Raw genomic sequence first — 11,960 nt, 5'->3', positions numbered from 1 at the left:
TCCTCGAACCCATTACCAGCGGGTTTGCGACAATCAGCAGGTACGCCCACTCGACGAGGAGAAGGTACGCATGCCATCTGACCACGACCCGTGGCCCACGCTGGACGAGCTGCTGCGCGAGGAGAGCGAGCTGGAGCTCGCGGGCCTGTCGGAGACGGACGCGTACGAGCTGGGGACGCTCGCCGTTGCCGCCGCGAGCGAGCAGCGGCTCCCGATCGCGGTGGGTGTGTGGCGGGCCGGGCGCCAGCTGTTCCACAGCGGCCTGCCCGGCTCCACCGCGGACAACGACGTGTGGCTGCGCCGCAAGGGGCGCGTGGTGATGCGGTTCGAGCACTCGTCGCTGTACATGGCCCGGCTCTGCCAGGACAAGCAGGTGACGCTGGCGGAGAAGTACGGCCTGCCGGCCTCCCGCTACGCGGCCGCCGGGGGCGCGGTGCCACTGCGTGTTCGCGGCACCGGCGTGGTCGGCTGGATGGGCGTGTCCGGCCTTCCGCAGCTAGACGACCACCGCTTCGTCGTCGACATCCTGCGCAAGATTCAGCAGCAGTAGTCGCGCGCGGCGGCCGCGTGACGCCACCTCGGGCGGACCGATCAGCGCGCCCGCCGGTTGGCGCGCAGGGCGCCCAGGATCACGCGGGGTGCGGCCAGCGCGAGCGGGTGCTTGCGCATGGAGACGACCTCATTGAACCGTCGCGCGGTCGCCACGTCCGTGACGGTCGCCCTGACGATCTGATCGCTGGCCCAGTTGGAGAACCGGTAGCCACGCGGGTAGGGGCCGTCGACGTGCGGCAACGCCAGGTCGGCGGAGGTCGACGTCGACCAGGCGGCGTCGACCACGACCTTCTGCAGGGCGAGGTACCGGCGCGCGGGCGCGCTCAGATCCGGGCCGGACCGCAGGTACGTCGACAGGCAGGCCGCGTGCAGAGCCGCCGCGGTCATCCCCTGCCCGTACACCGGGTTGAACGACGCGACGGCGTCACCGACGCTGACCAGGCCCGCCGGGAAACGCTGCACCGCGTGGAAGTCCCGCCGGCGACTGTCGGCATGGTGGTAGGTCTGGACGTCGCCCAGCATCTCGTTTCCGGCGACCGCACCGAACTCCGGTGGGAACTGCTCCCGCAGCCGACGGACGAAGTCCTCCGCCGTACTTCCCGGGCGGCTGTCCCCGTAACCGGCCATCATGGCCATCCACCGGCCGCCCTCGATCGCGAAGAACGCGGCACCGACCACGTCCAGCGACATCTTCGGCGTGTGCAGCGCCAGCACGACCGTCGAGGCCGGGTCCGCCTCGGGACGTCGGAACAGGGCGGTCGCGTAGTTCAGGTGCACGGTCATCCGCCGTGTGGCGGGTCGGTCCCAACCGGCCTGCTCCAGCCAGTCGGAGAGCCTGCTCGAACGCCCCATGGCGTCCACCACGATGTCGCCGCTCTCGACCCCGGGAACCCCGCCGACCTCGCAGCGGACACCGCTCGCCACGGCGCCGTCGAACACGAGACCGGTGGCGCGGGCGGTGACCGTCTTGACGTTCGGCAGCCGCAGCACCTGCTGGCGGATCAGCCCCTCCAGGAGAGGGCGACTGCCCGCCAGGCTGTCGGCGTCGTCGGGGACGATCACCTTGAGACGGCCGTCGAGGTAGTTCCGCCTCGCCGCGGGCGGCGCCTCGATCGCTCCCTGGGCCAGGGCCTGCTCGCGGAATCCCGGGAAGAGGCGCTCGAACTGGACGAAGCCGCCGGGCAGCAGCGCGTGCAGCTGCGTCCCCTGTGGCACGCCGGGCCTCCCGCCCGTCACCTCCAGGTCGTCCCGGTCGATGATGACGACGCTCTCCGCGTAGTCGGACAACACCCGGGCGGCCAGCAGTCCGGCGATGCTGCCGCCGAGCACGACGGCCTTGCCCATGACCGGGGACGCCTGGTCGGGGGGCAGCACGGCATTGAGCGCGGCGAAGACCCGCGCCGGGGAGAGGGGCATCGTGCTCTCCAAGGGGTACGAGGTGTGGCGCCCTCCCCCGTGTCGGTCCACGACAGTGTGGACGGGCCGCCGGGAAGGGCTGTTCGACAGGGCGCCCGACGATCGTTGCACAGGCCTCGGCCATTGCCCGACACGCAGAGTCTGTCGTGAATTAGCTCTTTGTCGCGGCCTGGCCGCGGAGGCGTTCGAGCCCGTCCAGGAGCAGGTCGAGGGTGAACTCGAATTCGAGCTGGCTGTCACACCAGCCGAGCGTGGGGTCGGTGCCGTCGTGCATCTCGGTCGCCACCATGGCCGTCAGGTGCGGCAGGGCCGAGGCCATCGCGGCCAGGTCGGCTTCCGCCATGTCGGCCTCCATGCTCGCGCCCGCCGCCGGGCTGAAGATCTCCTGCGCGAACCCGAGCGGCAGGCTGCCGAACGCGTGCAACGCGCGGTGCGCGAGGTGGTGCGAGAACCCGGCCCGGAGAAGGGTTCCCACGACCCCGTCGTAGTACGTGTACAGGCCGACGGGGATGGCACGGCGCGAGCCCAACAGCTCTGGCATCCACGGGTGACGCAGCATGATCTGCCGCGCCGCGAGGAACTGCCCGCGCAGTCGCGTACGCCAGTCTCCGTCGTCACCGTTCGCGAAGAGGCGGCCAACCGCGGCGTCGATCTCCGCGATCACGGTCTCCACGACGCCGTCGAGGAGTGCCTCCTTGGCGGGCAGGTGGTGGTAGAGCGACATGGCCTCGACACCGAGGTCGCCGGCGAGGCGGCGCATCGTCAGGGCCGGGATTCCCTCCGCATCCGCCAGGGCGACCGCCGCCGACAGTACGCGCTCACGGTTGAGCGGCTGCCGAGCCGCCTTCGCTGCCATCTGTCCCCCCACTCTTGCCAGCACCTTACATCGTATGGTTGCCTTACGTTGTAAGGGAGTCACCACCACTCCACGATCCGGTACGGCCTCCCCGAAGGAGCCACGATGCCCGCCCTGACCCGTACCGCCCGCGCAGCCGGGACGCTCTACCTCGGCCTGGCCGTCTCCGGCGCACTCGGCTTTCTGCTCATCCGGCCGCGCCTCTTCAACGCCGACGACCCCGGCGCGACGCTCGACAATCTGGTCCAGCACGAGGCACTCGCCCGGGCCGGCGTCGCGTTCGAACTGCTCATCGTCGTCACCCAGGCCCTCGCCGCCGTCTGGTTCTACCGGCTGTTCCGCACCGCGGACGCACGCGCCGCCAGCGCCATCGCCGCGTTCGGCCTCATCAACGCGGTCGTGGTCCTCGTCAGCGCGGCGCTGCTCGGCACAGCGCTCGACATCGCGCTCGACCCCGTCGGCGATGCGGCAGCCACCGTCCAGCTCCTCTACCTGATCAGCGGAAACCTGTGGGCCGTCGGGGGGCTGTTCTTCGGCCTGTGGCTCATCCCCATGGGCAGCTGCGTGCTCCGCTCGAACTGGATGCCACGCCCGCTCGGGTACATCCTCGTCGGCGGCGGCATCGGATACCTGCTCAGCGCGTTCGTCGGATACCTCGCTCCTGGCGCTCAGTCCGTCGCCGACGCTCTCGTCCTTCCGGCGACGGTTGGCGAGTTCTGGATGATCGGCTACCTGCTGACGCGCGGCGTCCGTGGCCACGCGCTCGACCAGGCACCGTCCGGCGGGCAGCCGGAGGCCGCGCCACAGACCATCTCGTAGGACCCGGGCCCGCTACGGCGCTTCGGCCTCCATCCGGGTACAGCCGCTGGCCGGGCTCTCGCTGGACGCGATGACGGCGTCGAGCCGATCTCTGACCTGAGTCAGTTGGGTGATCTGCTGCTCGACGCGGTCGCGTTCGGCGTTGAGCAGGGCGCGGGACTGCGGGGTGTTGACGTTCGCGTCGACGCAGGGCAGCAGGTCCAGGATGGTCCTGCTGGACAGGCCGGCGCCGTACAGCATCTGGATCAGGTTGACCCGGTCGACGGCACTGTCGGGGTAGTGGCGCTGGCCGCCGCTACTGCGCGCCCCGATCAGCAGCTCCTGCTCCTCGTAGTAGCGCAGGGCTCGCACTGACACGCCGGTCCTGGCGGCGAGTTCACCGATCCGCACGTCCCGCACCCTGGTTGTGGCGCTGGCCACACGGCTTGCACCTCCGGAGCGCCCACGTCAAGGCGTCCCTCGCCGGCGACCCGAGCGCCTTCTACACCGCCACCGTCGGTTGACGGCAGCGGCACACCACCGCTGAGCGTCGAACGTCTCGTCCGACGCTCAGCGGTGGCGGCGAATGCGTTCCCAGCTGGTCGGCGGTTCCATCGCGGCGCCGGTCCGCAGCGTCGTGACGACCGGCTCGCCGACGCCGGCGGTGACCGTGAGCTGGCCGTGCTCGGCGCCAGCGGCGATCCGCGACGACACCTCGGGGATCTGCGCGTCAAGCCGTACCCGCAGGCCGGGCCAGCCGACCACCTCGACCTTCTCGCCGGCGCCGATGGTGCTGCCGGCACCCAGCGGGCCGCGCACGGTGGCAACCTGCTCGCCGGCCTCGACGAGCGTGTGGACAGCGAGCGCGGCCGCTGTCGAGCGCAGCAACGACCGGGTCACCGCGAACACCCGGTCCAGCTGGACCGGGGTGTTGGCGCCGGGTTGGCCCAGGACGGCACCGACGACGCGGAGCTTCCGGCCGCCCACGGTGACCACCGCCGCGAAGACGAGACAGCCGCCGGCCTCGTCGGTGGAGCCGGTCTTGATGCCCACGACACCGTCGCGGCCGACCAGCTCGTTGTAGTTCCGCACCGTGCCGGCCACCGGAATGGTCGCCTGCTTCTGCTTGACGATCTCGGCGAACGCCGGCAACGCCATCGCCCGGCTCGCCAGGATCACCTGGTCCCGCGCCGTACTCACGGTCTCCGGGTCGAGGCCGGAGGGGTCGGTGTAGTGGGTGTCGGACATGCCGAGGTCGTCCGCCACTGCGTTCATCTTCTCGACGAAGGCGGCGACGCTGCCCGAGTCCCAGGCCGCGAGGATCCGCGCCATGTTGTTCGCCGAGGGCAGGAGCACCGCCTGCAACGCCTGCCGCTCGGTGATCACCTCCCCGGCCCGCACCTCCACGAGCGACTCGCCGCGTGCATTCTCGGCCGGGTACGCGGCCGCCTGCGCGGCACTGACCGTCAGTTTCGGCCCCTGCTCACCGACAGCGAGAGGGTGCTCGGTGAGGATCACGTAGGCCGTCATAACCTTCGTCACGCTCGCGATCGGCAGCCGCTTCGACCCGCCGAAGGCGCCCATCGTCCCGAGCCCGTCCACCGAGATCATCGCCTGGCCCGTACGCGGCCAGGGCAGTCGCGGCGCCGTACCGGGAATGGCCATCGACGCCGGCAGGGTCAGCTCGACCGTCGGGGCGGGCAGCGGGTCGCGCAGCGGCGCGACGGCGTACAGCCCGCCACCGAGGAGCAGCAGCAGGACCAGCAGGCTGCCCAGCGCCCACGGCAGGCGACGCCGGCCGCCCCGGACCGGCGACGCTGCGAGCAGCTCGCTGAGATCCTCGGTCGGCGATTCCGTCGGACCACCCATCGTGTACCTCCCCCGTGATGGAACCCCGGAGGTTAACAGTCCCGGTCGGCCCGTAGCTGGCCGCGCTTCGGCCCGGTGGTCACCGGTCCGGCGCGGCCGCCGGCTCCTCAACGCGTGGCGCCGCCCGGGCGACCCGGGCCGGTCCCGGAGCGCCGGTGACCGACGCGTGGCGCCCGTACCACCGGCGAATTGCCCGCTCCCGGGCGGAAGCTCCGCGCCGCGTCGGCCACCGTCTCGTCAGGGTCACGCCCGAGAGCGTGCCGGATCCGCGACGGGATGACCTCGGACTTCGCCATCGCCAGTCGGACCTGCACCGAACGGTCGTCGACCAGGCGTTCCAGATCCGCCTCGTCCAGCTCGACCGCCCGCACCAGCGCGGCGCGGACGTCGACCACCGGGTCCTGGGCGAGCACGCTGCGCTGCGCGGCGGTGGTCCGCGGGTTGCGGGCGACCCCCTTGCGTACGCGCGCGGTGCGGTCGGCCATCAGGGCGGTGATCACGTCGGGGTCGTGGGTGTGGGTGGCGAGTCGTTCCCGTACCTCGGGTGAGACGTCGTCGATCAACCTTGCGGCCAGGTCGGGCTCCAACCCCCGGGTCTCCGCGAGGAGACCGCGAAGCTCCTTGTCGGGCGCCGCCGCCATCACCTGGCGAACCGACTCATCGCAGGCCGGGTTGCCGGCGACCGCCCAGCGGACCCACCGGTCGGCGTCCTTGACGAGACGCAGGAGATTGCCGACCGAGGTCGACGTGTTTCTCGCAACGGCCTCCCGGACCTGACGATCAGCGTCCCGGGTCAGCGATCGCAGCGCCTGCGCGGGTGCGTCGGTCCGGGACGCGACCGCCTTACGAACCACCGCCGACGGGTCCGACGCCAGATCGATGAGGGTCATCTGTGGCGTGGCGGGGTCCTGCGCGAGCGCGAGCTGCGCGTCCGCGCTGCCACCGGTCACAGGATGGTTGGTGGTGCCTGAACCGCTCTGACGGTCGGGCCCGCCGACGTCCTGCTGCTTACCCATGGGCGCAATCATGTCACGGGCCGACCGGGCCAACACGAGCGTGACCAGCCCGTTCCCGCTCTGCCCGCCGCCGGACCGCGACGACCACCGCCAACGCGGCGCCGACGAGCACGCCGAGGGGCGCCAGGATCGAGGCGGCCAGCCCGGCCAGCGCCTCCGAACGCGCGCCGTAGAAGCGGGGAGGATCGCCGATCGACAGCGACGGCGTCCCGTCCGCCGCCGAGGCCGTGCAGGTCAGGGTGTACGTGCCGGTCGGCCTGGCGCCCACCAGCACCACCGCTTGCCAGCGTTCGCCGTCCGCCTCCAGGGTGAGGTCGTCGAAACTCATCGAGACCATCTGCCACTCCTCGAGCTCCTCGGCCTCCACCCGTGCCGGTGCGCAACCCACACCCGGTGCGTCCGGGCCGCTGGCCTTGGCCCACACCATCTTCCCGCCCTCGGGAAGGTGCACCGTGAACGGCTGTCCGGACGTGACCGGCTGCCCGAGTTCACCCCCGAACGGAACGAGGAACAGCGCCGCCGCGGCGGCCAGCACACCGCCGGCGGCGATCAGCGCCGCGACGACGTACCAGATTCGGCGGGGCCGGAGCGGATCGGCGGAGACGGCGCCCGGAGCGGGATTCATGAAGGCATGATCGTCGGTCACTGATGGCCCGTGCCATCCCGCTCATCGTCGAACGTTGGCGTCGTTCGGTGTGCGCCACCGGACCGAACCGGACAGTCGGGCCGGTACCGCACAGGACGGCGCTCGGCGATCGTATTCGCGCAGCCGCCACTGGCAGCGAACGCGGCGGGATGACTTGCGTGTGGCCGGGAACCCGGTGCGGTGACGTCAGGCAACCTGAGGAGGTGTGGGTGACCGCGACATCACGGCGGCCGACGCCCGTGGATCCGTGGCCGGACATGTCGGCGGGGCGGGTGTCCAGCGGCGCATCCCGAGACCTGCCTCCGGAGTTGGGCCCCGACGCGGTCGGTGTGCTGGAGGGCCGTACGTTCATGTTCTCCGACGCCGCGGGGAACGTGCCGAGGGGCTCGATCGGCGGTCTCGTCCACGACGACACCCGGTTCCTCAACCAGTGGGAGCTGACGATCGATGACGCCCCGCTGCTGGTGCTCTCCTCCGGGACCGTCGACGCCTACTCGGCGGCGTTCTTCCTGGCGAATGCCGACCTGCCCCACCTGCCCGCGAATCGGGTCGGCGTGCGGCGGCAGCGCTTCGTCGGCGACGGCCTCTATGAGCGCGTCGAACTGCGCTATTTCGGCATCGAGCCGACATCGATCCGGCTGCGCCTGGCGGTTGGCACCGACTTCGCCGACCTGTTCGAGATCAAGGAGTCCGGCCGCGACCGCACCCCGGACATCACCCGCCAGGACGGACGGGGCGCCTCGGCACTCGGGTTCCACTACCGCAACGGCAGCTACGCCGCCTCGGTGAGCGTCGAAGCCGACCCACCTCCCGACCTGGTCGACGGCGATGCCCTGGTATGGAACCTGCGCCTCGAGCGGGGACAGAAGTGGAGCTGTGAGTTGCGTGTGCCGCTGTGGTGCGGCGGGGAGGACCGCCGGCCCGTGGTGCGCGGGTTCGGCGAGACGTTCGATCATGGGCCGGAGGACCCGTCGACGCGGTGGGCGGCGGAGAAGCCGCGTCTGCACGCGGAGGCGGATCTGTTGCGCGACGTCTACCACAGGTCGGCGATCGATCTGGTGTCCATGCGGCTCGAGAAGACCATCGCTGGCGAATCGGTCGTCCTCTTCTCCGCGGGTCTGCCGTGGTTTCTGACCACCTTCGGCCGCGACACGCTGGTCACGGCGTACCAGACCATGACCTGCGGCTCGGAGGTTGCCCGGGGAGCACTCATCGTGCTGGCCGACCACCAGGCCAGAGTGTTCGACGACTTCACCGACCAGGAGCCGGGCAAGATCCTGCACGAGTACCGCTCGGGTGAGCTCAGCCAGCTGGGCATCAAGCCCTACCGTCCCTACTACGGTGCCGCCGACACCACGCCACTCTGGCTGATCCTCCTGTCCGAATACTGGCGATGGACCCGGGACGCCGAGCTGGTGTGCCGGCTGCGCGAGAACGCCGAGGCCGCGCTGCGGTGGATCGACCGTCACGGTGATCGCGATGGCGACGGCTACGTCGAGTACGCCACCCGCTCCACCCAGGGCCTCGGCAACCAGTGCTGGCGAGACTCCCCCGACGGTGTGCAGTACGCCGACGGGACGATTCCCGTCCTGCCGATCGCCACCTGTGAGACACAGGGCTACACCTATGACGCGAAACTGCGCATGGCGGAACTGGCCGACGGGCCATGGCACGACCCCTCGATGGCCCACCGCCTGCGCGCCGAGGCCGCAGGCCTGCGCGAGAGGTTCAACCGGGACTACTGGATCCCCGAACGGGGCGGCTACTACGCCGTCGGCCTGGACGGCGACAAACGGCCCATCGACTCGATGACCTCGAACATGGGTCACCTGCTGTGGAGCGGCATCGTCCCCGAGGATCGAGCCGGACAGGTCGCGCGACAGCTCATGTCTCCGGAGATGTTCTCGGGATGGGGCGTACGCACCCTGTCGGCCCTGGACATCGGCTACAACCCGATCGGCTACCACGTCGGCACGGTGTGGCCGCACGACAACTCCATCATCGCCGCGGGGCTGGCCCGTTACGGCTACCGGAAGGAAGCGAACCGGATCGCGATGGCGATGCTGGAGGCCTCCCGGGACTCCGATCACCGGCTGCCCGAGGCGCTCTCCGGCTACGACCGGTCCTTCGGTCGCCAGCCCGTGCCGTACCCCACCGCCTGCAACCCGCAGGCCTGGGCCAGCGGGGCGCCCCTGCTGTTTCTGCGCACGATGCTCGGCCTCGAGCCGGGCGAGGACGGGCTCCTCGCCGACGCCCACGTCCCCGACGAACTCGGACGGGTCGGCATGCACCGTGTGGCGGTGGCCGGCCGACACTGGAGTGTCGATGCCACCGGTTCCCACTGCCGCGTCTCGCCCGCAGACTAGGGCCGCGTCGGGTCGGTCCGCTCGTCTCGGCAAACCGGTAGCCATGACCGGTACGGGGTAGAACAGCGACATGAGCAGTCCCCGCGCGGTGGTGATCGGCCAGCTCGCCCGCGATCTCGTCCTCGAGATCGACCACTGGCCGGAGGTCGGCCAGGCGGCCGACGTCCGGGGGCGGCGCGAGATGCTGGGCGGCAAAGGCGCCAACCAGGCGGTAGCGCTCGTTCAGCTCGGCGTGACGGTGGCGCTGGTCGCCGTGGCGGGCGACGACGACATCGGCGACCATCTGCTCGCGCAGGCCACCCGGGACGGGGTGGACGTCACTCAGGTGGCCCGCCGGCCCGACACCTCCACCGGGCTGATCGTGGAGGCGCTCGACGGAGCCGGGCGGTGGCGGTACCTGCAACACCTGCCCGACGAGGTACTCCTCACCGCGGCCGACGTCGAAGCCTCCGCGGAGCTGCTGTGCGCCGCGGACGCCGTACTCGTGCAGTTGCAGCAGCCGCCCGTGGCGGCCCTCACCGCCGCGCGTCTGGCCCACGACGCTGGTCGGCTTGTGGTGCTGGACGGTGCACCGGCCAACGACAGCGACGGCCCGGCGTTGCTAGCCGCGGCCGATGTCGTCCGCGGCGACGCGCACGAAGCACGCTTGTGGACGGCAGCGCCGACCGACGACATCGACCGGCTGCTGACCGCCGCCGGCGACATCCTGGCGGCCGGGCCGCGGCTGCTCGCCTTCGGCGTGGACGCCGGGAACCTCTTCGTCTGGCGCGACCAGCAGTGGGGCGACGGGCACCTGCTCGTCCCGCTGGCCGATCAGAAGGTGGTGGACACCACCGGAGCCGGCGACGCTCTCGTCGCCGCGCTGACCGCGGCGCTACTGCGTGGCGACCCGCCCCCGGTCGCCGCCCGATACGCCGTCGCCGCGGCCGGGGCAACCGTCCGATATCCCGGCGGGCGGCCGAACCTGACGGCAGACGCGCTTCGGGCCGCCCGTGCACCCCTACTCGGGGCCTGATCCTGGTGCTACGCGGACGTGCGCGCGTTCTCCCTGCTTGCCGATGAGGCTGAGGAACTCGACGGGACCGGAGCTGGTGGACCCGAACCAGTGCGGGGTTCGGGTGTCGAACTCCGCGGCCTCCCCCGGTTTGAGGATGAGATGGTGCTCGCCGAGGACCAGGCGCAGCGTGCCGTTGAGGACGTAGACCCAGTCGTAGCCCTCGTGGGTGCGCAGGTCGGGTTCGCGGTCGTCGGCCCCGGTCGGGAGGACGAACTTGTAGGCCTGGATGCCTCCGGGCCTACGGGTCAGGGGCAGGATGGTCGACCCGTCGCCGCCGGCGATGGGCCGCAGGTTGATGCGGGGGTCGCCGGTTGGTGGCGCGTCGACGAGCTCGTCGAGAGTGACGCCGTAGGCGCGAGCGAGCGGGAGTAGCTGCTCGAGGGTGGGGCGTCGCAGGCCCGCCTCGAGCCTGGACAGCGTGCTGGCGGAGATGCCGGTCTCCTCCGCGAGGTCGGTGAGCGTGAGGCCGCGGCGGAGCCGCAGGTGCTTCAGCCTCGGCCCGACAGCGTCGAGCGTGCGGTCCAGGTCGTTGCCCATACCCCCATTTTGCCATTTGGCAAGAAGTTTTGCGTATCGCTCGACTGCCGGCCACAGTCGTCAAGGACACGCGAAGACGGTGAAGGGGTGGCCCGATGACGCACGGATTCGACAAGGACTACTGGGAGCGGCACTGGCACCAGGCGCACCGGGACGGACCCGCGGTGATGGCCGGGAGTACGCCGCAGCCGTACCTGGCCCGCGAGACCAGCAGCCTGGTCCCGGGCACGGCGCTGGATGCCGGGTGCGGCACCGGCGCCGGCGCGATGTGGCTCGCCTCGCACGGCTGGCATGTCACCGCGGTCGACATCGCCCCCGAAGCCCTCGCCCGCGCCGCCGAGCGCGCGGCGAACAGCGAGGTGTCCGAGCGCGTGCAGTGGGTTGAAGCGGACCTGACCGTCTGGGACCCGGGCGTGCGGTTCGATCTGGTCACGACGCACTACGCGCACCCGGCGATGCCGCAACTGGCCTTCTACGACCGCCTCTCTGCATGGGTGGCGCCCGGCGGCACCCTGCTGATCGTCGGGCACCTGCACACCCCGGGAGCCACCGGGCACGGGCACCACCCTCCCGCCGAGGCATCGGTCACCCTCGCGGACATCACCGCGGGCCTGGACAGCACCGCGTGGGACATCACCACCGCCGAGGAGCACGTCCGCACGGTCACCGGCTCTGGCGGCCACGCGGGTCCGCTGCACGACGTCGTCGTGCGCGCCACACGACGCCCCTGATCAACACCGCGTCCTCGATGCGGGAACGTCGCACCCCGAATCGGTCCGTGGGCGCCGTCCCGGCGCCATCTCGGCGAGCAGGCAACATGCCGTATCCCGGTGACTTATGGTGAAAA

12 protein-coding genes are annotated in these 11,960 nt (G+C 71.2%); 5 read left to right on the top strand and 7 right to left on the bottom strand.

Annotated elements, in window-relative coordinates; all coding sequences use genetic code 11:
- Positions 1–70 precede the first annotated feature (70 nt).
- Positions 71–550 carry a heme-degrading domain-containing protein gene (locus ACWD6N_RS11550; RefSeq protein WP_354966815.1) on the top strand — a complete coding sequence of 160 codons (480 nt, stop codon included), beginning with the start codon at positions 71–73 and terminating at the stop codon, positions 548–550.
- Between the two features lie 41 nt (positions 551–591).
- Here the strand turns inward: ACWD6N_RS11550 and ACWD6N_RS11545 are convergent, their stop codons facing one another.
- Together ACWD6N_RS11545 and ACWD6N_RS11540 are read right to left on the bottom strand one after the other, a co-directional pair.
- Positions 592–1,968 carry an FAD-dependent oxidoreductase gene (locus tag ACWD6N_RS11545; RefSeq protein ID WP_387326450.1) on the bottom strand — a complete coding sequence of 459 codons (1,377 nt, stop codon included), beginning with the start codon at positions 1,966–1,968 and terminating at the stop codon, positions 592–594.
- 151 nt (positions 1,969–2,119) lie between these two features.
- Entirely contained in the window at positions 2,120–2,824 is a 705-nt protein-coding gene (locus ACWD6N_RS11540) for a TetR/AcrR family transcriptional regulator C-terminal domain-containing protein (protein WP_354966817.1), read from the bottom strand.
- A 105-nt stretch (positions 2,825–2,929) separates the two neighbouring features.
- Here ACWD6N_RS11540 and ACWD6N_RS11535 point away from each other — a divergent pair, with 105 nt between their 5' ends.
- Positions 2,930–3,643: a DUF4386 domain-containing protein gene (locus tag ACWD6N_RS11535; RefSeq protein WP_354966818.1), complete on the top strand. Its 714-nt coding sequence runs from the start codon at positions 2,930–2,932 to the stop codon at positions 3,641–3,643.
- Between the two features lie 12 nt (positions 3,644–3,655).
- Here ACWD6N_RS11535 and ACWD6N_RS11530 read toward each other — a convergent pair whose 3' ends face one another.
- The 4 genes from ACWD6N_RS11530 to ACWD6N_RS11515 all read right to left on the bottom strand — a co-directional run bounded on the left by ACWD6N_RS11530 (position 3,656) and on the right by ACWD6N_RS11515 (position 7,132).
- The gene (locus ACWD6N_RS11530; protein WP_354966904.1) at positions 3,656–4,033 is read right to left on the bottom strand and encodes a MerR family transcriptional regulator; all 378 of its coding nucleotides are present in this window, start codon (positions 4,031–4,033) and stop codon (positions 3,656–3,658) included.
- Positions 4,034–4,192: 159 nt separating this feature from the next.
- The gene (locus ACWD6N_RS11525) at positions 4,193–5,491 is read right to left on the bottom strand and encodes a D-alanyl-D-alanine carboxypeptidase family protein (RefSeq protein ID WP_387326446.1); all 1,299 of its coding nucleotides are present in this window, start codon (positions 5,489–5,491) and stop codon (positions 4,193–4,195) included.
- A 107-nt stretch (positions 5,492–5,598) separates the two neighbouring features.
- Positions 5,599–6,507, bottom strand: a complete 909-nt coding sequence (locus ACWD6N_RS11520) for a hypothetical protein (RefSeq protein WP_354966820.1) — start codon at positions 6,505–6,507, stop codon at positions 5,599–5,601.
- 13 nt (positions 6,508–6,520) lie between these two features.
- Positions 6,521–7,132 carry a hypothetical protein gene (locus tag ACWD6N_RS11515; protein ID WP_354966821.1) on the bottom strand — a complete coding sequence of 204 codons (612 nt, stop codon included), beginning with the start codon at positions 7,130–7,132 and terminating at the stop codon, positions 6,521–6,523.
- Between the two features lie 230 nt (positions 7,133–7,362).
- Between ACWD6N_RS11515 and ACWD6N_RS11510 the strand changes: the two genes are divergently transcribed.
- Together ACWD6N_RS11510 and ACWD6N_RS11505 are read left to right on the top strand one after the other, a co-directional pair.
- Complete coding sequence (locus tag ACWD6N_RS11510; RefSeq protein ID WP_354966822.1) at positions 7,363–9,519, top strand: amylo-alpha-1,6-glucosidase; 2,157 nt, start codon at positions 7,363–7,365, stop codon at positions 9,517–9,519.
- Between the two features lie 70 nt (positions 9,520–9,589).
- Entirely contained in the window at positions 9,590–10,534 is a 945-nt protein-coding gene (locus ACWD6N_RS11505) for a PfkB family carbohydrate kinase (RefSeq protein ID WP_354966823.1), read from the top strand.
- Here ACWD6N_RS11505 and ACWD6N_RS11500 read toward each other — a convergent pair.
- Positions 10,520–11,113: a helix-turn-helix domain-containing protein gene (locus ACWD6N_RS11500; RefSeq protein WP_354966824.1), complete on the bottom strand. Its 594-nt coding sequence runs from the start codon at positions 11,111–11,113 to the stop codon at positions 10,520–10,522. The two genes, ACWD6N_RS11505 and ACWD6N_RS11500, sit on opposite strands and share 15 nt — an antisense overlap.
- A gap of 95 nt (positions 11,114–11,208) precedes the next feature.
- On the opposite strand from ACWD6N_RS11500, the gene ACWD6N_RS11495 reads away from it, so the two are divergent.
- Positions 11,209–11,844, top strand: coding sequence for a class I SAM-dependent methyltransferase (locus ACWD6N_RS11495; protein ID WP_354966825.1), 636 nt, complete (start codon positions 11,209–11,211; stop codon positions 11,842–11,844).
- The last annotated feature ends 116 nt before the right edge of the window (positions 11,845–11,960 follow it).

This window comes from Micromonospora sp. NPDC005163 (assembly GCF_053599835.1).
This window is presented reverse-complemented; position numbering and strand designations above follow the sequence as displayed.